16 protein-coding genes and 1 tRNA gene are annotated in these 20,280 nt (G+C 69.6%); 9 read left to right on the top strand and 8 right to left on the bottom strand.

The window, feature by feature from the left end:
• Positions 1–108 precede the first annotated feature (108 nt).
• The 5 genes from BKA15_RS16060 (at position 109) to BKA15_RS16040 (ending at position 5,296) form a co-directional block, all read left to right on the top strand.
• Positions 109–486: a RidA family protein gene (locus tag BKA15_RS16060; RefSeq protein ID WP_179752393.1), complete on the top strand. Its 378-nt coding sequence runs from the start codon at positions 109–111 to the stop codon at positions 484–486.
• The gene (locus BKA15_RS16055; protein ID WP_179752391.1) at positions 464–1,798 is read left to right on the top strand and encodes a type III PLP-dependent enzyme domain-containing protein; all 1,335 of its coding nucleotides are present in this window, start codon (positions 464–466) and stop codon (positions 1,796–1,798) included. The genes BKA15_RS16060 and BKA15_RS16055 overlap by 23 nt, the downstream gene beginning before the upstream one ends.
• A 22-nt stretch (positions 1,799–1,820) precedes the next feature.
• On the top strand, positions 1,821–3,380 hold the full coding sequence (locus BKA15_RS16050; protein WP_218871368.1) for an N-acyl-D-amino-acid deacylase family protein: 1,560 nt from the start codon (positions 1,821–1,823) through the stop codon (positions 3,378–3,380).
• A 78-nt stretch (positions 3,381–3,458) separates the two neighbouring features.
• Positions 3,459–4,778, top strand: coding sequence for an enolase C-terminal domain-like protein (locus BKA15_RS16045; RefSeq protein ID WP_179752389.1), 1,320 nt, complete (start codon positions 3,459–3,461; stop codon positions 4,776–4,778).
• 68 nt (positions 4,779–4,846) lie between these two features.
• Positions 4,847–5,296 carry a hypothetical protein gene (locus BKA15_RS16040; protein ID WP_179752387.1) on the top strand — a complete coding sequence of 150 codons (450 nt, stop codon included), beginning with the start codon at positions 4,847–4,849 and terminating at the stop codon, positions 5,294–5,296.
• Here the strand turns inward: BKA15_RS16040 and BKA15_RS16035 are convergent.
• Positions 5,286–6,311, bottom strand: a complete 1,026-nt coding sequence (locus tag BKA15_RS16035) for a DMT family transporter (protein ID WP_218871367.1) — start codon at positions 6,309–6,311, stop codon at positions 5,286–5,288. The two genes, BKA15_RS16040 and BKA15_RS16035, sit on opposite strands and share 11 nt — an antisense overlap.
• Positions 6,312–6,764: 453 nt before the next feature.
• Complete coding sequence (locus BKA15_RS16030) at positions 6,765–7,865, bottom strand: glycoside hydrolase family 183 protein (RefSeq protein ID WP_179752385.1); 1,101 nt, start codon at positions 7,863–7,865, stop codon at positions 6,765–6,767.
• A gap of 125 nt (positions 7,866–7,990) precedes the next feature.
• On the opposite strand from BKA15_RS16030, the gene BKA15_RS16025 reads away from it, so the two are divergent.
• Positions 7,991–8,875, top strand: a complete 885-nt coding sequence (locus tag BKA15_RS16025; RefSeq protein ID WP_179752383.1) for an LLM class flavin-dependent oxidoreductase — start codon at positions 7,991–7,993, stop codon at positions 8,873–8,875.
• Here the strand turns inward: BKA15_RS16025 and BKA15_RS16020 are convergent.
• From BKA15_RS16020 to BKA15_RS15995, 6 genes are all read right to left on the bottom strand, one after another.
• Entirely contained in the window at positions 8,872–10,734 is a 1,863-nt protein-coding gene (locus tag BKA15_RS16020) for a phosphoenolpyruvate carboxykinase (GTP) (protein ID WP_376766804.1), read from the bottom strand. The genes BKA15_RS16025 and BKA15_RS16020 overlap by 4 nt on opposite strands.
• A gap of 264 nt (positions 10,735–10,998) precedes the next feature.
• On the bottom strand, positions 10,999–11,973 hold the full coding sequence (locus BKA15_RS16015) for a nitrilase family protein (protein WP_179752382.1): 975 nt from the start codon (positions 11,971–11,973) through the stop codon (positions 10,999–11,001).
• Between the two features lie 89 nt (positions 11,974–12,062).
• Positions 12,063–12,974: a helix-turn-helix domain-containing protein gene (locus BKA15_RS16010; protein WP_179752380.1), complete on the bottom strand. Its 912-nt coding sequence runs from the start codon at positions 12,972–12,974 to the stop codon at positions 12,063–12,065.
• A 10-nt stretch (positions 12,975–12,984) separates the two neighbouring features.
• Positions 12,985–13,758, bottom strand: a complete 774-nt coding sequence (locus BKA15_RS16005) for a phytanoyl-CoA dioxygenase family protein (protein WP_179752378.1) — start codon at positions 13,756–13,758, stop codon at positions 12,985–12,987.
• Between the two features lie 165 nt (positions 13,759–13,923).
• The gene (locus tag BKA15_RS16000) at positions 13,924–14,874 is read right to left on the bottom strand and encodes a threonine ammonia-lyase (RefSeq protein WP_179752376.1); all 951 of its coding nucleotides are present in this window, start codon (positions 14,872–14,874) and stop codon (positions 13,924–13,926) included.
• A gap of 314 nt (positions 14,875–15,188) precedes the next feature.
• The gene (locus tag BKA15_RS15995) at positions 15,189–17,810 is read right to left on the bottom strand and encodes an esterase-like activity of phytase family protein (RefSeq protein ID WP_179752374.1); all 2,622 of its coding nucleotides are present in this window, start codon (positions 17,808–17,810) and stop codon (positions 15,189–15,191) included.
• 175 nt (positions 17,811–17,985) lie between these two features.
• Between BKA15_RS15995 and BKA15_RS15990 the strand changes: the two genes are divergently transcribed.
• From BKA15_RS15990 to BKA15_RS15980, 3 genes are all read left to right on the top strand, one after another.
• A tRNA-Arg gene (locus BKA15_RS15990) sits at positions 17,986–18,061 on the top strand.
• A 103-nt stretch (positions 18,062–18,164) separates the two neighbouring features.
• The gene (locus BKA15_RS15985; protein ID WP_179752372.1) at positions 18,165–19,517 is read left to right on the top strand and encodes a tyrosine-type recombinase/integrase; all 1,353 of its coding nucleotides are present in this window, start codon (positions 18,165–18,167) and stop codon (positions 19,515–19,517) included.
• On the top strand, positions 19,514–20,116 hold the full coding sequence (locus tag BKA15_RS15980; RefSeq protein WP_179752370.1) for a hypothetical protein: 603 nt from the start codon (positions 19,514–19,516) through the stop codon (positions 20,114–20,116). The genes BKA15_RS15985 and BKA15_RS15980 overlap by 4 nt, the downstream gene beginning before the upstream one ends.
• Positions 20,117–20,280: the final 164 nt, after the last annotated feature.

Here is a 20,280-nt window from a genome sequence, read left to right as displayed (position 1 = left end):
TCGGGTAAACAGCCAGGAAACCTGGTGAGGTGGGGCGGGTGTGTCGGACCGCGGGACGGAGGCGCGGGGCAGCGATCGCCTCCGGCGGGCGGGCACTACGGTGTTGCCATGCGTGAGGCATTCCAGAGCGACCATGCACCCAAGCCCGGGGGCAGCTACTCCCAGGGCATCGCCGCCGGCGGCTTCTACTACACCGCGGGAGTCGGACCGATCGACCCGGCGACCGGGCAGGTCGTGGGCGAGACGATCGAGGAGCAGACCGCGCAGGTGCTGGACAACCTCGAGGCGATCCTGGCCGCCGCCGGCCTCGGCTGGGGCGACGTCGTGAAGGTGACGACGCATCTGCAGGAGTTGCACCGCGATTTCGCCGGCTACGACCAGGTGTATCGGAGCCGGCTGGTCGAGCCGTACCCGGTGCGGACCACCGTCGGCTCGCAGCTGATGAACATCCTGGTCGAGATCGATGTCGTCGCCGTCCGCCCCTGAGTCCGCGGCGACCGACCGCCGCACACCGGGCAGCACGGCCGGGCTGGAGCGGACCGTCGCCGAGCACGCCGAAGTGGTGCTGGACTGGCGCGTCAAGGGCTTCGCGGGCGCCGGGATCACGATCGGCGAACTGCGCGCGTCGGGCCGGCCGCTGTCCTCGCTCGGGTCGCCGATGATGATCATCGACCGATCCGCCACCCGGGCCAACATCGCCGGTATGAACGCGTGGTGCGCCGAGCACGGCGCGGTGCTGGCGCCGCACGGCAAGACCACGATGGCGCCGAGCCTCTGGCTGGATCAGCTGCGGGCCGGCTGCGTCGCGATCACGGTCGCCAACGCGTTCCAGCTCCGGGTCGCGCGGGCGGTCGGAGTTCCGGACGTGATCGTCGCCAACGAACTCGTCGACCCGACTGAGCTGGCCTGGATCGGCGCCGAACTGGACGCCGACCCGGACTTCGGGCTCGTCTGCTGGGTCGACTCTGTGGCTGGCGTGCGGCAGATGCAGGAGGCGCTCACCGGTCACGGCAGTCGGCCGCTGGACGTCTGTGTCGAGGTCGGCGGTGTGGGCGGTCGGGCCGGCGCCCGCGATCAGCAGACGGTACGGGAGGTCGCCGAGGCCGCCGTCGCCGCGGACCGGCTGCGCCTGGTCGGGATCAGCTGCTACGAGGGCGCGGTGCCGGGGATCGGCGCCGACGCCGACGGACTGGCCACGGTGGACGCGTTCCTGGCCGAGGTGGCCGAGATCCATCGCGGGCTCGGGGACCTCTATCAGGACGACCGGGTGCTGATCACCGCCGGCGGCAGCGCCCACTTCGACCGGGTGGCGGCGGCGTTCGCCGGGCTCGGTCCCGAGGTCGATCTGGTGATCCGGTCCGGCGCGTACGCCGTGCACGACGACCTGCACTACGCCGAGGTGACGCCGAGCACCCGCGGTGCCGGCCCCGACCTGATCCCGGCGATCAGCACCTGGTCCACCGTGCTGTCCCGGCCGGAACCGGGCCGGGTGATCATCGACGCCGGTCGCCGAGACGTGCCGTTCGACCAGGATCTGCCGATCGTGCTGGAGGCCCGCCGACGCGGTGATCATGGACTGACCAAGATCGAACCGGGCCCGACGACGGTAATCAGCCTCAATGATCAACACGGGTACGTCGACGTCGCCGCGGACTCCGAGCTTGCGGTCGGCGACCTGGTCCGGCTCGGCCTCTCCCACCCGTGCACGGCGTTCGACAAGTGGCGGGTGATCGGGGTCGTCGACACCAACGACACGGACGATCCGACGGTGGTCGATGCCGTGCTGACGTACTTCTGAACCCGAGCAAGGGAGCCTGATCATGATGACCACTCGTACGGTGCTGCGCGGCGGCCGGGTGGTGAGCGACGGGTGCTCCACCGAGGCCGACCTGGCGATCGTCGACGGCACCATCGAAGAGATCGGCCCCGTCGCGTCGACGCCGGATGATCAAGAGGTCGACTGCTCCGGGCGGTTGATCATGCCCGGGCTGGTCGACGCGCACACGCACGCCGACGGCCGGGTGTTCGACGACGAGGTGGCGTTCGCGCTGCTCCGGCAGGGCGTGACGACGGTGATCGCCGGGCAGGACGGGGTGTCCTATGCCCCGGGCGACGGCAGCTACGCGACCCGCTACTTCGCGGCGATCAACGGCTCGCACCCCACCTACGACGGTGGCGGGGTCGCGGCCCTGCTGGCCGGCTACGACCAGGCCACGCCGCTCAACGTCGGCTACCTGGTGCCGGCCGGAACCGTACGCGAGCAGGTGATGGGCCTGCGGCCCGGCCGGCCGGGGCCGGACGAACTGATCGCGATGCGGGACCTGGTGGCGCAGGGGATGGCGGCCGGTGCGCTCGGGCTGTCCACCGGCCTCGACTACACCCCCGGCCTGTTCGCCGACGCCGACGAGTTGGCCGCCCTGTGCCGGCCGGTCGCCGAGGCCGACGGGGTGTACGTCAGCCACCTGCGCGGCTATGAGGAGGACAGCCCGGCCGGACTGTCCGAGTTGATCAACATCTGTGAGACGAGCGGGGCCCGCGGCCACGTGTCCCACTTCCACGCCCGGCCGGAGCTGATGTTCGAGTTGCTCGCGGAGGCCTCGGCACGAATTGATCTGACCTTCGACTGGTATCCGTACTCGCGCGGCTGTTCGGTCCTCGGCATGGTGCTGCTGCCGCCGGAACTGCTCGCCGAAGGGTTCGACGCGACCACCGCGGCGCTGTCGACGTCGGACGGGCGGACTGCGGTGATCGAGTCCTGGCTACCCCGGCTGGTGGCCAAGGAACACCTCGGCGCCCCCTGGGCGGACAAGCTGGCCCTGGCCCACATCGCCGCCCCGCAGTACGGCTGGGCGCACGGCCTGACGCTGGCCGAGGCGGCCCGCCGGGCCGAGGCCGAGCCGATGGACCTGGGTCTGCGAATGCTGGCGGCCGCCGATCTCGAGGTCAGCGTCGTGATGCGCACCCAGTTCGACCGCGGCGACGACGACCTGGCCCGGATCCTGTCCCATCCGGCTCAGCTGACCGGATCGGACGGGATCTTCATCGGCCGCAGCACCCATCCGCGCGGCTGGGGCACGTTCGCCCGCCTGATGGATGTGTTCGTACGGCAGCGCGGTGACCTCAGCTGGCCGGAACTCGCCGAGCACAGCAGCGCCCTGCCGGCGCGGGCGTTCCGGCTCGGCCGCCGCGGTGAGCTGCGGCGCGGTGCGATCGCCGACCTGTTCCTCCTCGATCCGGCCCGGATCAGGGACAACGCGACCTATCCGGCGCCGCGCCGGGCGGCCGACGGGATCGACGACGTCTGGGTCGCCGGCGAACGCGTACTCGCGGACGGGCAACTGACCGGCACCCGCTCCGGGCGCGGGATCCGCCGCGGCTGAGGTCTGCGTTGGTGGAAATCGCCCAACCATCCGGGATTGATCTGATGTATTGTGGCGATTGCCGTGAGAAAGGACATCATGTCGCGCATCGCCTCCAGTCGGGTCCTGGACGTCCGATTTCCGACTTCGCTCGAGCTTGACGGCTCGGACGCGGTCAACGTCGACCCGGACTACTCCGCCGCCTACCTCACCCTGACCACCGACGCCGGCGACTCCGGCTACGGGCTGGTCTTCACCGCCGGGCGGGGCAACGAGGTGGTCGTCGCCGCCATCGAGTCCGCGGTCGCGCTGCTGCCGGACGCCGACGTCGAGACGCTGCTGGACGACCTCGGCGCCGTCTCGAAGGCGCTGGTCCATGACTCCCAGTTCCGCTGGATCGGTCCGGAGAAGGGCGTCTCGCACATGGCCGTCGGGGCCGTGCTGACCGCGCTCTGGGACCTGAAGGCGCGCCGGGTCGGCCTGCCGCTGTGGGAGTTGATCGCGAACCTGACTCCGGAGGAGTTCGTCGCCGCGGTCGACTTCTCGCACCTGCGCGACGCGATCACCGAGGACGAGGCGCTGGAGCTGCTGCGCAAGGCCGAGCCGGGCAAGGCGGACCGGATCGCGGAACTGAAGCAGACCGGCTACGCGGCCTACACCACCTCGCCCGGCTGGCTCGGCTACAGCGACGACAAGATGGTCACGCTGGCCAAGGAAGCGGTCGCCGACGGCTTCGAGTTGATCAAGCTCAAGGTCGGTGGCTCCGTCGAGGATGACGTACGGCGGATGAAGCTGGCCCGGGAAGCCGTCGGGCCGGACATCAAGATCGCGGTCGACGCCAACCAGAAGTGGGAGGTGCACGAGGCCGCCACCTGGATCAAGTCGATCGGCGACCCGGACATCCACTGGATCGAGGAGCCGACCTCCCCCGACGACGTGCTGGGCCACGCCCGGATCCGGCGCGAGGTGTCGCCGATCAAGATCGCCACCGGCGAGGCCGTCCAGAACCGGATCATCGTCAAGCAGCTGCTGCAGGCCGGCGCGATCGACATCCTGCAGATCGACTCGACCCGGTTCGCCGGGCCCAACGAGAACCTCGCGAATCTGTTGCTGGCCGCGAAATTCGGGGTGCCGGTCTGCCCGCACGCCGGCGGCGTCGGGCTGTGCGAGCTGGTGGTGCACTTCTCCTTGATCGACTACGCGGCGGTCTCGGCGGACCGGGACGGCCGGGTGATCGAATACGTTGATCATCTGCACGAGCACTTCGTCGACCCGGTGGTCGTCGAGCGCGCCCACTACCTGGCTCCGGCGGCGCCGGGCGCCGGCGGCGAGATGCGCGAGGAGTCCGTCGCCCGATGGACCTACCCGGACGGGCCGGGCTGGGCCGAACTGTTCGAGAGCGGCGCCTTCACCCGCTGACACGGGGGAGTCCGGTTCCCCCGCAGTGGGGAGCCGGAGTGTGCTGCAGCCGGACCAGACTCGGCCGCATGAAGCTGATCTTGATCACGGCGGCCGTGCTGGCCGCGCTGACCCCGGGTGCCGCTGCTGCCGTACCGCCGGAGACGACGGTGATCGGTACCGCCGAGATCCGGATCGAGCAACCGGCGTCGACGTTCGACTTCCGCGTGCAGGCGACCGGCGACGGCCGCAGCGGCACCGGAGTGATCTTCCTGACCCACCACGACGACCGCGAGATCAGCTGGGCGGTGGCCCGGGTCGACTGCGTCCGCTGGCACGGCCGGACGGTCACCGTGACCGGTGTGGTGGGCGACGCCGAGAACTACGCCGTCGCCCGACCGGGCGATCGGGTCAGCCTCTCGATCCGGGACGGCCGGCCGGACCTGATCGGCGCGGCCTTCCAGGACGAGGCCCACAGGTGCCGCGGCCCGGTACCGAACCAGCCGGTCGACGAGGGCGACTTCGTGATCACGCCCTGACCACGGGGCGGCGCGGTCGGAGCAGCGTCGCGATCGCGACGCCGATCAGGGTCACGGCGGCCGCCAGATAGCTGAACAGGGTCAGTTCCTCCGGCGCGGAGATCAGGTCGATCACGATCGCCGAGACCACCTGGCCGGCGATCGCGCCCAGGCCGAGGATGAGCACACCGTGGATCCGGACCAGGATCGACGACGCCCAGATGAAGACGATGCCGAGTGAGCCGCCGAGGTAGAGCCACCAGGTCGACGGCAGCCCGCGCAGCGTGCCCGGCACCAGCAGCGAGATGCCGAAGTAGATCGCCAGGCCGGCGAACCCGACCACGAAGTTGTTGAACGTGGTGGCCCAGGACCCGGCGTAGAGGGCGACCCGGCCGTTCAGCGCCTGCTGGACGCTGGTGCCCATGCCGGCCACCAGTGGCAGCACCGCGACCAGCAGGCCGAGCCCGGCCACGGTCGAGGCGCCGCTGCCGATCGCCGACAGGGCGACCGCGACCACGGCGAGCGCGGCGCCGATCATGCGGCCGCGCGAGACCGGCCGCCGACCGCCCGGGCCGAGGCCGTGGTGATCAACGACGAGACCGGCGGTCGACTGTCCGGCGACGAACGCGACGATGAAGAGGGCCACCCCGAGGATGCCGACGGACAGCCCCTGCGAGGCGACGAAGAGGCCACCGGCGAGGCCGCCGAGGACCAGCCAGAGCGGGACCTCGCCGTGGCCGATGCCGCGGTAGAGCCGGGTCACGCCGCGCCGGGTGGCCGGGTGCACCAGGACCAGGATCGACAGCAGCACCAGCCCGGTGCCGAAGCTGATCACCGCCGACAGGGCGGCCGCGCGCAGCCCGGTGCCGAGCTGCTGGGCGAGTTCGCTGTTGATCTTGGACTGGATGGAGACCAGCGCGCCGATGCCGAACAGGGCCGGGATCGTCGCCGCCCGGATCAGCGGTGAGTAGGTCACCGGCTGCGGGATCGGCGGCGTGCCCGAATTCGTCGGGCCGGGGTCGACTGTCGTACGCACGTGTCGATACAACCACCGCGGGCCGCCGCTGATTCCGGATCGCCCGGTCTTGCGTGAACTTCCGCGGTCAGGAAGCTGTCGCAGAATGGCGCGGCCAGTTCGGCCACTCGGCCGGACCGGCGCGACCCGGGACACCGACGCGCGGAGCGGACGGTCCGGCCTGGAACGACCCGCCGGACTCTCCGGGAGACGCCCAGGAGGTCGATATCGCGGCTCTGCCCCACTCGAGGTGCGCGATCGGAGTGGATTTCAGCCGGTCAGTCGCGGCGGAAATCCACAGCGGTCGTGGCGTGAGGTGAACGGGGCCGAAACCACGACACGGTCAGCTCCCGGCGAACGCCGGCTCACTGAGCGGACGCGTTGACCTCCAAGTCGGCCGGATCTGCCGGTCAAAGGGTCCGCTCGACGAAGGCTCCGCATCAGCAAGATCTTCCGCGGCGCCGCCGCCCCGGATCAGGAGCTTCCGAATCCCTGCACTCGGAACTGCATCACCCGGTACGGCCAGTTGTTGGCACCCGGCGTCGTGTTCCACTGGCTGACCGACAGGTGCAGGTCGTCCAGCGTCGAGCCGGGGATGACGTAGCCGCCGTACAGCTGCGCGACGTGGGTGTCGTCCTCGTTGCCCCAGCTGGTTCCGTACAGGAAGGTGGCCCGCTTCGCCTCGTACAGATTGGAGGTCGGGGTGTCCGCGATCAGCCCGTCCATCCGGTAGTCGCCGGCGTTGAACCAGGTCAGGATCCATTTTCCGCCGAGCGGGCGGAACGACAGCTCGCCGAACTTGCCCTCCAGGATCGGCGTCGGCGGCTGCCCCCAGCGCCAGCCGCCGCCGCTGGTCCAGCCCCACGGCTCCCAGGCGTTCGTGTCGGCGAGGTTCGCTGTCCGTACCCGGTGGAGAATGAGCGGCTTGTCGCGCTGGAAGCCGGTCGAGTAGATGTAGACGAAGTCGTCGTTGCCGAGGCCCCAGCCGATCAGTTGGGCCAGCCCACCCGCGAAGTTCGCCGGGATCCGGGCACCGGTGTCGTGCCAGGTGTTGCCGTTGTCGTCGGAGAACCAGATCTCGTTGCGGACGACGTTGCCGATGTCGCCCTTGTTGACGATCGCGTGCAGGTAGATCCGGTTGCCGATGGTGATCACGTCGGACGGCAGCACGGTGGAGAACTCGGGATTGTTGTGCGGGTAGTCCCAGAACTGTCGCGCCGTGTCGCCGCCGACCGCGCCCGACCACGTCACGCCGCCGGCCAGATCGGTGGTGGTGGAGTAGAGCCCGACCGGGGAGCGCCAGTTCGGGTCGCCGATCGTCTTCTCGAACGTGTCGCCGAAGACGAACAGGTTCCGGCCGTCCGGCGTCCGGGTCGGGATGCCGAGATCGGTCGCCTCCATCTCCCATTCGGTGGTCAGTCCGGGGCCGGTCAGGTCGGCGACCTTGGTCACGGTCATCGCGAGCGGCTCGGCCTGAGCCGGCGCGGTCAGCCCGGCCAGCGCTCCGCCGGCCACGACGCCCGCCGTACCCCGCAGCAGGGTTGAGCGAGAGATTCTCGGATTGAAGGCCCGCATGGTTGTTCCTTCCGGTCGATTCACCGATGAAATCGATTACACGCTAACCCGGGCCCGACGCTCGACGCCAGGGCTTCGGGCCGTAGATTTGTGCGTCGGAGCACGAGGTCGAGGAAGAGGCGTCCATGAAGATCGGGGTGATGCTGCCGTTCGGCGGCAGCGACGGGCCGGACGGCACGATGCCGAGTTGGGCCGACGTACGGACGGTGGCCCAGACCGTCGAGCAGACCGGGCTGGACTCGGTCTGGCTGGCCGACCACTTCCTGCACCGCTCGCCCGACGGCGAGCTGACCGGCATGCACGAGGCGTTGTCCCTGCTCAGCGCGGTGGCCGCCGCGACCGAGCGGGTCGAACTCGGCAACCTGGTGCTCTGCTCCTCGTTCCGTGACCCCGGCCTGACCGCGAAGATCGCGGTGACGGTGGACGAGATCTCAGCCGGCCGGCTGATTCTCGGGGTCGGCGCAGGCTGGCACGATCCCGAGTACGAGGCGTTCGGCCTGCCCACCGATCACCGGTTCAGCCGGTTCGCGGAATGGCTCGAGATCGTGGCCCGCCTGCTCCGCCAGGAGACCGTGACCTTCGAGGGCCGGTACTACAGCACCAACGAGGGCGTGCTCGTTCCGGCGCCGAAGCGTCGGATCCCGATCCTGGTCGCGGGCGGCCGACCGAAGATGCTGGGTCTCACCGCAACCTGGGCGGACGCCTGGAACACCGCCTGGTACGGGTCGCCGAATGACGCGGTGGCCGAGAAGCTCGAGACCCTGCATCGTGCCGTCGCGGCCTCGGGCCGGCCCGCCGGCGCGGTGGCGACGACGGTCGGCATCACCGTCCACGACCCGGACCAGGACGACAGCGAGCCGAACCCGAAGGTCATCGGCGGCTCGGTTGAGGAGCTGGCCGAGGCGTTGCGCGGCTATCGGGACCTCGGCGTCGAGCACGTGATCGTCGGGCTGCGGCCCGGCACGCCGCGCTCGGTCGAGCGGCTGGCCGAAGCCAAGCGCTTGCTCTAGCCCAGCCCGTCGGCCAACCGTTCCAGTTCGGTACGGAGAGCGGCCGGCAACCGATCACCGACCGTGGCGAACCACTCCTCGATCCGTGGCACCTCGGCCCGCCACTCCTCCGGCCGGTAGGCCACCGCCTCGGCCACGGCGTCCTCGGTCAGGTCCAGCCCGGACCGGTCGATCGCGTCCGCGGTCGGCACGAAGCCGATCGGCGTCTCGTCCGCGTCGGCCCGCCCTTCCAGCCGCTCGACGATCCACTTGAGCACCCGGGCGTTCTCGCCGAAGCCGGGCCAGAGGAACCGGCCGTCGGCGTCGCGGCGGAACCAGTTCACGTAGAACACCGGCGGCAGCTGCGCCGTCGGGTGCCGGTCGCCGAGCTCCAGCCAGTGCGCGAAGTAGTCACCGACGTGGTAGCCGAGGAACGGCAGCATCGCCATCGGATCGCGACGGACCACGCCCACCGCGCCCGTGGCCGCCGCCGTCGTCTCGCTGGACAGGGTGGCGCCGAGGAAGACGCCGTGCTGCCAGTCCCGGGCCTGGCTGACCAGCGGCACCGTGTCCTTGCGGCGGCCGCCGAACAGGATCGCGTCGATCGGCACACCCTGCGGGCTGTCGTACTCGTCGGCCAGCACCGGCACCTGGTCGATCGGGAAGCAGAACCGGCTGTTCGGGTGTGCCGCCGGCTCGCCGGGGCTGCCGCCGTCCGGGCCGCGCTCGGGGGTCCAGCTGCGGCCGCGCCAGTCGGTCAGGTGGGCCGGCGGCTGCTCGGTCATGCCCTCCCACCAGACGTCGCCGTGATCGGTCAGCGCCAGGTTGGTGAAGATCGCGTTGCCGCGTTCGATCGCCCGCATCGCGTTCGGATTGGTCTGCCAGCCGGTGCCCGGAGCCACGCCGAACAGCCCGAACTCCGGGTTGACCGCATAGAGCCGGCCGTCGTCGCCGTACCGGAGCCAGGCGATGTCGTCGCCGATCATCTCCGCCGTCCAGCCGGGCAGCGTCGGATTGATCATGGCCAGGTTCGTCTTGCCGCAGGCGCTCGGGAACGCGGCGGCGATCGTGTACGAGCGCCCCTCCGGCGAGGTCAGCTTCAAGATCAACATGTGCTCGGCCAGCCAGCCCTCGTCGCGCGCGATCGCGCTCGCGATCCGCAGCGAGTAACACTTCTTGCCCAGCAGCGAGTTGCCGCCGTAGCCCGATCCGTAGGACCAGATCGCCCGCTCCTCGGGGAAATGGCTGATGTATTTGGTGGTGTTGCACGGCCAGGGCACGTCCTGCTGGCCGGGCTCCAGCGGTGCGCCGACGGAGTGCAGACAGGGTACGAACTCGGCGTCGCCCCGCGCGGTCATCGCGGCCAGCACCTCGGCCCCGGCCCTGGTCATGATCATCATGCTGACGGCGACGTACGCGGAGTCGGTGAGTTCGACGCCGAACATCGGCTGGTCAGCGTCGAGCGGCCCCATGCAGAACGGGATCACGTACAGCGTCCGGCCCCGCATCGAGCCGCGGTACAGCTCGGTCATGATCGACTTCATCTCGGCCGGCGCCATCCAGTGGTTGGTCGGCCCGGCGTCGGCCTCGTCGACGCTGCAGATGAAGGTTCGGTCCTCGACCCGGGCGACGTCGTCCGGGTCGGTGCGGGCGTAGAACGAGTTCGGCTTGGCGACGGGATCGAGCCGGGTCAGCGTGCCGGCCTCGACCAACTGGTCGGTCAGTTCGGCTCGCTCCCGGGCGGAGCCGTCGCACCAGTGGATCGCGTCGGGACGGGTCAGTTCGACGACCTCGGCGATCCAGGTGAGGAGCGCGGCGTGGGTGGTCGGCGCCTGCTCGGTGAGCGGCGCGATGCGGGCGGGATCGAGGGTGGCGGTCACGGGGCGGCATCCCTTCAGATGAGACCAGTTGGGGCGGTGGACTGACCATAGCCCACCAGTGCTACTGGTATTACTTCGGGAAAGCGCCTGCTTCGGGGTGAGGCTGCTCACACTCTCGCTAAAGGACGTCTGACCAGGGGGAATGTCAGCAGGGGGTGACGCCGATCACGGTCTCAGATCGTGAGCCAGGCCACTCGGAGCGGTACCGGCCGACCGGATCAGACCAGTGAAACGTGCCAGCCTTCGGCGTCCGTCGCGACCTGGTCAGGCCGGGTCGATCCGCACGGGTTCGGCGGAGAACCGGGCAGTCCGCGGGTCCCGCTCGTCGCCGAATCGGCGGATCAGGATCTCGTACAGTTCCGGCCGCCGTCCCTTCAGCCAGCGCCGGCCGGTGCTCAGCGGCAGCAGTTCAAGATCAAGATCGGCGATGACCATCTCGTCCCGGGCGGCCCAGGTCTCGGCGATGATCCGGCCGTACGGATCGATGATCATCGCGTTCCCCGTCCGTACCTCATCGTCGTCCCGGCCCACACCGTTGCTGAAGATCACGAAGAGCCCGTTGTCGTGGGCGCGGGCGGGCAGCCAGCGCAGCAGCCATTCCCGGCCGTTCGGCCCGCGGAACTCGGCCTCGATCGCGTCCGGATCGGCATCACGGTTGTCCCACAGCGACAGCGGGATCGGCTTGGTCGCGTGCGGGCTCCGAGATCGGGTTCCGCCGGTCTGGTGCGGCGCGATCAGGACGGACGCGCCGAGGAGTGCGGTGGCTCGGACGTTCTCGATCAGATTGTTGTCCCAGCAGATCAGGATCCCCGCCTTGACACCCCAGGGCGTGTCGAAGACGGTGAACCGGTCGCCGCTGGAGATCGCCTCGTGCTCGAACGCGTGCAGCTTGCGGTGCCGGTGCACCTGCCCGTCCGGCAGGCAGACCGCGTAGGCGTTGAACAGTTGATCATCGGCCGCTTCCAGAAACCCGACGCCGATGCCGATCCCGTGCTGTACGGCGAACTCGCGGACGGCGGTGACCGACGGTCCGTCGAGCGGCTCGGCAAGCTCGCGCAGCCGCTCCGGAGTCTGCCGGCGCAGGTGCCAGTAGCCGAGCAGACCCATTTCCGGAAAGGCCACCAGGTGCACCCCGGCCTCGGCCGCGCGGCCGGAGTAGTCGGTGATCAACGCGAGGTTGGCGGCCTTGTCGTCGGGCCGGGCCTGGAACTGCACGGTCGCTGCGCGGAGAAGGTTCACCTCTCCAGCAGACCCCGGACCAGAGCTCCTGTCCAATGACTCTTCATCGTTTCGGACGGTCGGGCCGGTCGGTCGAACGGTGATCAGCGTCAGCGGGGCTGCAGGTGGAAGGTGCCGCCGGTGCGCCGGAACAGCGTGGGCGGCTGACCGTACCGGCGACGGAAGGCGGTGCTGAACGGTCGCACCTCGGGATAGCCGGAGCGTCGGGCGACCTCGGTGACCGGGTTGGTCGACTCCAGCAGCAGCCGGGCGGCCCGCTCCAGCCGGAGCCGGCGGAGGGCTGCCATCAGCGACTCACCGGTCTGGCTCTGGAAGAGCCGTTCGGCGTGCCGCTCCGACAGGTGTACGACGGCCGCGACGTCGCGGACCAGCAGCGGCCGGGCCAGGTTGTCCAGCAGATAACGCTCCATGGCCGCGACGGCGACCGAGCGGCGGTCCACCGGCCGGGTCGCCAGAGCAAGATCATCTTCGTCGGCGAACGCGCGTGCGGTCTCGATCACCAAGGTCGCGCCGAGGCCGGCCAGCATCCCGGCCTGGCCGGACCGGGGCTGCTCGGCTTCGTCGGCCAGGGCTCTGATCGTCGCCGGCAGCCGGCCGAGCCGATAGGACAGAACCGGGCGGGCGGGGTCGAGCAGGCCGCGCCACCAGCCTGGCCGCGACGGCGCTGAGCCGCGACCGGGAGCCAGCGTGAAGCCCCAGAAGGCGATCCCGAGTGCGTCGCGACGCTGCGAGATGATCTCGTGCACCTGGCCGGGCCGGGCGATGAAGACGGAGCCGGTCTCGATCTGATGGAGCTCCCCGTCGATGGTGAAGGTGCCGCGGCCCGAGTAGGCCAGGCACACCTCGTAGAACGAATGCGTGTGCGCGTAGTTGCGCCAGTAGCGGGGCTCGTAGAAGCCCCAGCTGACGAAGTCGCTGGCGTACGTGTCGACGACGCACCGGTCGAGCAGCCCGTGCAGGCGCACGAAGCTGCTCGAACCGGCGACGTCGTCGAGACTCATCGAGGACTGATCATTGCGGATTGCGGTTGGTCGGGTCGATCCCGGCCAGGATCATGCCCTGGCCCAGCGAACCGGAATGCTGGTCGGTGAGCGGCGGATCGGCCGGGTCCCGATACTGGATCAGCCAGGTCGTCCGGGCCTCGTCCGAGGTGTTGATGCCGGAGCCGTGCACCGTCAGATAGCTGAAGAACAGGACGTCGCCGGCCTCGGCCGGTTGCGGTACCGCGTCGCTGAACGGGACATCGGTCAGATGGAAACTGCCCTCGGCGCTGTGCTCGCGCGGGCCGGAGGTGTGGCTGCCCGGGATCACCCGGACGCAGCCCTTCTCGTCCGGCGCGTCGTCGAAGTGGAAGATCGCCGCGCCGACCCGGTGGTACTTGTGCGGGAAGAACGGATGATCTTGGTGCAGCGGGAACGGCGAGCCGTTCTCCGGCGGCTTGATGAACAGCTTGGTGTGATGCAGCTGGACGTTCGGCGTGCCGAGCACTGCGCCGGCGACGTCGGTGAACCGGGGATCGAGCAGCAGCCGGCCGAACGCAGCGTCGTAGAACTGGGCGTCGTGCACGTGGCGCAGGCTGGTGGCCTGACCCATCGCGACGTCGGCCGCCGAGGCCCAGGTCGGGTCGTCGTTGCGGTTCAGCCGCTCGATCAGCTCGTGGCTCCGGGCCCGATAGTCGGCCGCTTCCTCCTTGCTCAGCAGGCCTTTCACCAGGACGAAACCGTCCCGGGCATGATCGGCCGCCAGTTGATCAAGATCGCGGGTGGGGGTGGTCAGGGTCGTCATCGAGGCTCCTCGTCGGGGTTCCGTACGACCACCAATGTAGGAACGGCTGACTCGACCGGGGAAGGCCTGGGCCGGACGCTGATGTTCGCGAGACGGACACGGGCCGATGGCGTTCCGTGAGCCTGTCGAAGGGTCGAGTCACGTGCGGTCTGCCCGTCGACAAGCTCAGGGAACGTTGTGGAGCCGGGCCGCGACGGTCGCCGCGACGTCGGGGCTCGGATTCGCCCCGGTGATCACCGTGGCCAACCGGTCACCGGCGATCGTCGCGGTGGCGATCGCCGCGATCCCCGCGGCACCCGACGGCTCGGGCAGCACGCCGACACAGCGCACGGTGAGGGCCATCGCGTCCAGCAGGGCGGCGTCGTCGACCAGGACGAACTCGTCCACCAGGGCCCGGACCCGGGCGACCGCCTCCTCGATCGGCGTGCTGACGGCGATCCCGTCGGCGATGGTGGCGGCGGGGACGGTCACCGGAGCACCGGCTTCGACGCTGCGCAGCATCGCCTGGCTGCCGGTCGCGCAGACCCCGACCACCCGGACGTCGGGCCGATGCGCCTTGAGCCAGCGTGCCACTCCGGTGATCAGCGCGCCGTCGCCGACCGGCAGCACGATCGTGTCGAACTCGGCGCCGGCAAGCTCGACCCCGATCGTCCCGGCGCCCTCGGCGATCTCCGGCTGCCGGCCGTCCTCGATGAACACGGTCCCCGGCCGCTCGGCCACCTGCTCGGCGGCGACCAGCCGTGCCTCGGCGCTGCCCTCACCGACCGGGGTGAGCCGGGCGCCGAACGTCTCCATCCGGCGCCGCTTGTCCGGGTTGAGGTCGTGCGGCACGAAGACCTCGACCGGCTGGCCACGCTTCCGTCCGGCGTACGCGACGGCCTGGCCGAAGTTGCCCGACGAGGCGCACACCACGGGTGTACCCGCTGGAAGAGTCGCCAGCATCGTGTCCGCACCGCGGCCCTTGAAGCTGCGGATCGGGTTCGCCGTCTCGAGCTTGATCAACACCGGCCGGCCGAGCGCGGCCGCGAGCTGTTCCTCCACGAACTGTGGGGTGTTCCGGAACACCGGGTCCACCTCGCGGGCCGCGCGGGCGATCCGGTCAAGATCAAGATCCATCGCCGGACTCTAACCCGCCGGCCCGGGCGGTGGGAAGGAACGCCGTTCCCTGTGCCCGAATCCACCGCACCGAACGGAAGCGGCTGAGCCGAGTTCCCGACGGATCGCGGCCGTCGCGGCCGAGGTCGGGCGCGGTTCGCCGAGCGGACGATGTGACCTCGCTTTCGGCGAGTTCTGCCGGTCAAGCGGTCCGTTCGGTGAGGTCGAGGCTGGGATGGCCGGCAGTGGCGGCAACGGTGGATCCGGGCTGAGCCTGTCGAAAAGGCCGATCCAGATCAGACCTGGCCCTTCGACAGGCTCAGTGGCGTTGTGGCTCAGTGGCGCTGCGCCCGGCGCCGGATCATGATCATCAATGCGCCGCCGCCGATCAGGGCGAGGGCCGCCGCCAGCAGTGAGGGCGGGATCGACGCGCCGGTCTCCGGCAGTTCGCCCTCGCCGCCCGGGTTTCCGCCGGGCGGCGGCACGCTGGTGCCGTCCGAGGGCGACGGCTCGGCGGTGCCCGGGCTGGGCGTCACCGTGGGGACCGGCGACGCGGACGGCGAGCTGCTCGGCGCCGGCGAATCCGTCGGAGGGGTCGGGCCGGTGGAGGGCGTCGGGCTGTCCGACGGGCCTGGAGTCTCCGATGGCCCGGGACTGTCCGAGGGGGACGGGGTGTCCGACGGGGTCGGGCTACCGGACGGGTCCGGGGCAGAACCGAAGACCTTGTCGCTGTGGCCGAGCCGCAGGAACACGGTCTCGCCGGTCGCGTCGTCCACGCCGTCGTTGTCGGTGATCGCGTACACCTGACCGTCGCCGGCGATCCCGAGCCCTTCGAGCTTCTCCTGGGTCCAGCCGTTCGTCTCCCGCAGCAGCGGCAGTACGTCGACCGCGGTCTCCTTGGTCAGCGCCGTCAGCCCGGTCGCCGCCGGCTGGTCCGGAAGCGTGATCACGGTGACCCGCTTGATCGCGGCGTCCGGCCCGTTGAGCTTGTCCCGTTCGATCAGGGCCAGCCGATGATCATCGACGAGCGTCAGTTCGCTGAGCCCGATCCAGTCGCCCTCGACGCTGGTCCGCTCCAGCGGATAGCCGAACCAGATCCACTGCCCGGTGGACGGGGTGTAGCGGCCGATCCGTGCGGTGTCCTCCGGGTCGCCGTCCAGATGCCGCTGCAGGGCGACGTACACCTGCTCGACGCCGCCGACTGTGTGCGCCGCGACGCCCTCGAAGCCCTGGCTCTTGACCTTGGCGGCCACGTCCTCGGGCAACCGGATCTCTTCCTGTACGGCGCCGTCGGCGGAGATCTTGATCAACGCATTCTCCGGTCCGGTCTCGCCCTCCGCGGCGATCCAGAAGCTGCCGTCCGGGCGCTGGGCGATCCCCTCGGCGTCGACCGGGTACGGGGCGCCGTTCTTGGTGATCACCCGCTCGGAGTCGATCACCGCCGGCGTCGCGGCTGCGTCGATGCCGAGAATCCGGGTCGGCTCGTAGGCTGCATCGGTCACCGTGTAGAGGCGGCTCGGGTCGTCCACGTCGGGGCTCAGCGCGCCGAGGGCACCCCACGGGATCGGCCGGTCACCGGTCGAGTGGATGGTCGGGAAGGCCGGTTTTCCCTGCCCCAGTTGGAAAAGGCTGACGCTGGCCCGGACCCGCGCCTCCGCATCGTCGGCCTCGCTGGACACCGCGAGCAGGCCGCGGCCCGGGATCGGCAGGATGCCCTCCGGCCCGTTGGTGGTCGGCAGCGTCTGCAGGTACTTCGGCTCGGCCGGGTCGGCGAGGTCGTACACGGCCACGAAGTTCCCGCGTTCGGAGGCGACGAACCCGTACCGGTTCCCGTCGAACTCCGCGACGGCGAGCCCCTCCGGCTCGGTGCCCTTGTTCTCCGACCGGTCCTCCGGATAGAGCCCGTTCGCGATCGCCAGCTGCTCGTAGTTGTTGCCGGCATCCCAGACCGTCTTGCCGGTCCGAGCGTCGAAGATCGTCCAGCCGCGGCTGCCGCCCTTCCAGTCACCCTCGTTGGCCGTCGCGACATGATGATCATCGACCCAGGCGATCGCGTCCGGCTCGCGGGGCACGTCGGTGATCGTTCCGGTCGGATCGATCTGACCATCCTCCGTGGTGTCGACACCGGAGATCGTCACCGTGCCGGCGGTGAAGGCCTTGATCAACTTCCCGCGGCGCGGATCGAAGAGTGCAATACCGTTGTTCTCCTGCAGGGTGAGCGCGACGGTGCCCGAATCAGGGGCGTACGCGACGTACTCCGGCTCCGGGTCCTCCGGGGTGTCGATCCCCGGGACGCCGGCGAGCTGATCGGCGAACTCGACCGTCCGCAGCGACCAGCGGGCCGGACCGGTGGGAGCGAGCCTGAGGAAGCTGATCAAGCCGGCCGGCTGCTGTGGCAGGCCGCCGTCGCCGGCGTCCTCGTCCCGCTCGTTCTCGATCGCGATGGCCGCGGTCGAGCCGTCCGGCGCGATGGCGATCGAATCCGGCTGGCCGGGCAGCTCGATGCTGCGGACCCGGGACCGGTCGGCGATCTTGATCACGTCCAGCCGACCGGACGGCTCGGTGAACGACGCGCTGGTGTTGATCACCACGAGGACGTACTCACCGACCACGGCGACCGACGTCGGCTCGTCCTCCGCATCACCGAGCTCGGTCAGCGACAACGTGCCGAGCCCCTTCGGCGCGTGCGGGTCGGTGATGTCCAGGAACCCGATCTGCCGCGCCGCCGCGTCGGTGTAGATCAGCGTGTTCCCGTCCTCGCTGACCGCGGAGATCTCCGCGACGGTCTCGGCCGCCGGGTCGCCGCCGTTGTTGAGATAGACCGGGTAGGTGGCCGTCCGCTGGAACGACACCTCCCCCGCGGCCGACGCGAACTGCGGTGCGGCCGTACCGGTGGCCGCCAGGGCCACCACCAGCAATCCGGCCGCGAGCTTTCCGGACAACCTACGATGCTTCATCGACGACGATCCCCCTGCGATCTCACCTGCGCCCCCTGCGCCGCGCGAGCATCGCAGCCGGACCGTACCGCTGGATGTCCGGGAGGTGTCCACGACGTTGCCGACCAGCAACGGGTTTGAGCCCCGGCCTCCCCGACGCTAAACTCAGGCGTCGGCCGTCGTACGCGACGATCGAGCGCCCGTGGCTCAACGGATAGAGCATCTGACTACGGATCAGAAGGTTGCAGGTTCGAATCCTGCCGGGCGCGCCACCCAAATCAGTACCTGACTAGGCTGCAAGATCTGGCCCAGATTCGAACAGTGCACACGCCGCAAGGCTCTGCCCATGTCGGTGCCCATGGGTACTCTCTGCCCATGGCCGAGAAACGTCAGCGAGGATCCCATCGCAAACGGGGGAACTCCTACGAGATCCGCGTCTACGGCGGAGTCGATCCGTTGACAGGAGAGGATCGCTACCTCACCGCGTCGACGACCGACGAGCGCGAAGTCGAGAAGATCAAGACCAGGTTGCTCGCCGAGGTCGACCAGCAGCGGTCGACGCCGACCAAGGCCGCGCTGGGCCACCTCCTGGACTCCTGGCTCGATGTGCACGACGCCGACGAGACCACGATCGACGGCTACCGCTACCTCGTGAAAACCGTCATCAAACCGGCACTCGGCGACGTGCCGATCGCCAAGATCGACTCACTCGTGCTCGAACGGTTCTACGCCGAGCTGAGGAAGTGCCGCCGCCGCTGCCTCAGCAAGATCGAAGTTGATCACCGAACTCACCTCCCGCACGAGTGTCGAACCGTCCGACATCACCGCCGGCCGGGCCGGCCAAAGGCTGGCGAGACACACGACTGCGAAGAACGAGGCTGCACGGTGATCGAGTGCAAACCTCACGTGTGCGCGACTATGGCGCAGTCGACGATGCGGCAACTGCACTGGATCCTGTCGGGCGCGATGGCCGCTGCCGTCCGTTGGAAGTGGGTCCCATGGAACCCAATGGAGGGCGCGGAGGCGCCGCGACGGCCAGCGCCCAATCCTGAGCCGCCGTCGGCGGCGGATGCAGCCAGGATCGTGAACGCAGCTTGGGAGCGAGGTGACCTTGATTGGGGCACGCTCGTATGGCTGATCATGATCACGGGAGCACGTCGTGGTGAGCTGGTGGCCCTTCAGTGGCGTGACCTCGACCTGCAGGAGGGGGTTGTCGAACTCCGCCGGGGATTCACACATCGCGCGGGCAAGAAGTCCCTCAAGCAGACCAAGACCCATCAGATCCGGCGGATTGGCCTCGACGACCTGACTGTTGAGCTGCTGGCTGACCACCGCTCGCGGTATGAGAAGGAAATGAGGTATCTGCGGGGGATCACCGCCGAGCAGCCTTTCGCGATCGACGCCGAGGCGTTCGTCTTCTCCGCCAAACCCGACCATTCAGCTCCGCGCAACCTGGACGCAGTCTCGCACCGCTACGCCGCCATGTGCGCGAGGCTCGGCATTGACAGTCACCCTCATGCAATGCGGCACTACAACGCGACCGAGCTGCTCACCTCAGGCGTTGACCTCCGCACTGTCGCCGGCCGCTTGGGCCACGGAGGCGGCGGAAGCACAACCCTGAAGGTCTATACAGCCTGGAGCGAGGCCGCGGACAAGAAGGCTGCCGACGTACTCGCCACGAAGGTGTCTCTGCCACCGGGCGCAAGGCGCTCGAACGGCAAGAGGTGACCGTCACCAACGCCGCTGACACCGGCGGAGGAGCCGGGTTGAACGCTTGGGTTGACGAGTCGATGAGGATCGTTGGCGACTCGGGCGATTACATCCTGGCCGCGGCCGTAGGGGACCCGACCGCGCTCGACGCCGTTCGAGACACGCTCCGTGGTCTGCTGAAGGGCCGACAGGTCAGGCTCCACTGGCACACGGAGAACAATCGCCGGCGAGCCGATCTCGCATCGGCCGTTGGATGTTTCGATCTTGCCTCGATCGTCGTCGTCGGAACTCCGATGGTCCGCGCGAAACAGGAACGCGCCCGTCGGAAGTGCTTGGAGCGGCTACTGCACGAACTCGACCAGCTCGGCGTTGAACGCGTCTACACCGAAGCGCGCAGTCCTCGGCTGAACGTGCGCGACCAGCGCATGGTCGACGCCCTGCGTGTTCGCGGAGTCATCGGTGAGTCACTCCGCGTCGAGATCGGTCGACCTACCGAGGAACCCATGCTGTGGGTGCCCGACATCGTGGCCGGCGCGGTCGCCGGGAGCCGAGCCGGAGCGGCGGATCTGGTCGCGCCCTTGCGCCAGGTCCTCACCGAGATCCAGGTGACCCTCTGACATGTCTCCAGAAATGCGCGAAGGCCGGGTCCCGTCATTCCGGCGGGGGTTCCGACCTCACGACTTCCCAACTGTCAGCGGCAGCGGGCTTGCAGCAGAGTCTACCAGCAACGTTGCCCAGAGATGCGCGAAGGCCGGGTCCCGTCATTCCGGCGGGGGTTCCG

It is taken from the genome of Microlunatus parietis (genome assembly GCF_013407955.1).
In the GTDB taxonomy this organism is placed as follows: domain Bacteria; phylum Actinomycetota; class Actinomycetes; order Propionibacteriales; family Propionibacteriaceae; genus Microlunatus; species Microlunatus parietis.
Note: the sequence above shows the minus strand (reverse complement) of the source record. Positions and strands in the feature narration are given on the sequence as shown.

Bases quoted from the DNA above. Each gene is read 5' to 3' on its own strand.
- BKA15_RS16055 (WP_179752391.1), top strand. From the start codon at position 464: ATGTCGTCGCCGTCCGCCCCTGAGTCCGCGGCGACCGACCGCCGCACA.
- BKA15_RS16045 (WP_179752389.1), top strand. From the start codon at position 3,459: ATGTCGCGCATCGCCTCCAGTCGGGTCCTGGACGTCCGATTTCCGACT.
- BKA15_RS16010 (WP_179752380.1), bottom strand. From the start codon at position 12,974: ATGAGTCTCGACGACGTCGCCGGTTCGAGCAGCTTCGTGCGCCTGCAC.
- BKA15_RS15995 (WP_179752374.1), bottom strand. From the start codon at position 17,810: ATGAAGCATCGTAGGTTGTCCGGAAAGCTCGCGGCCGGATTGCTGGTG.
- BKA15_RS16000 (WP_179752376.1), bottom strand. From the start codon at position 14,874: ATGGATCTTGATCTTGACCGGATCGCCCGCGCGGCCCGCGAGGTGGAC.
- BKA15_RS16025 (WP_179752383.1), top strand. From the start codon at position 7,991: ATGAAGATCGGGGTGATGCTGCCGTTCGGCGGCAGCGACGGGCCGGAC.
- BKA15_RS16050 (WP_218871368.1), top strand. From the start codon at position 1,821: ATGATGACCACTCGTACGGTGCTGCGCGGCGGCCGGGTGGTGAGCGAC.
- BKA15_RS16005 (WP_179752378.1), bottom strand. From the start codon at position 13,758: ATGACGACCCTGACCACCCCCACCCGCGATCTTGATCAACTGGCGGCC.
- BKA15_RS16030 (WP_179752385.1), bottom strand. From the start codon at position 7,865: ATGCGGGCCTTCAATCCGAGAATCTCTCGCTCAACCCTGCTGCGGGGT.
- BKA15_RS15985 (WP_179752372.1), top strand. From the start codon at position 18,165: ATGGCCGAGAAACGTCAGCGAGGATCCCATCGCAAACGGGGGAACTCC.
- BKA15_RS16040 (WP_179752387.1), top strand. From the start codon at position 4,847: ATGAAGCTGATCTTGATCACGGCGGCCGTGCTGGCCGCGCTGACCCCG.
- BKA15_RS16060 (WP_179752393.1), top strand. From the start codon at position 109: ATGCGTGAGGCATTCCAGAGCGACCATGCACCCAAGCCCGGGGGCAGC.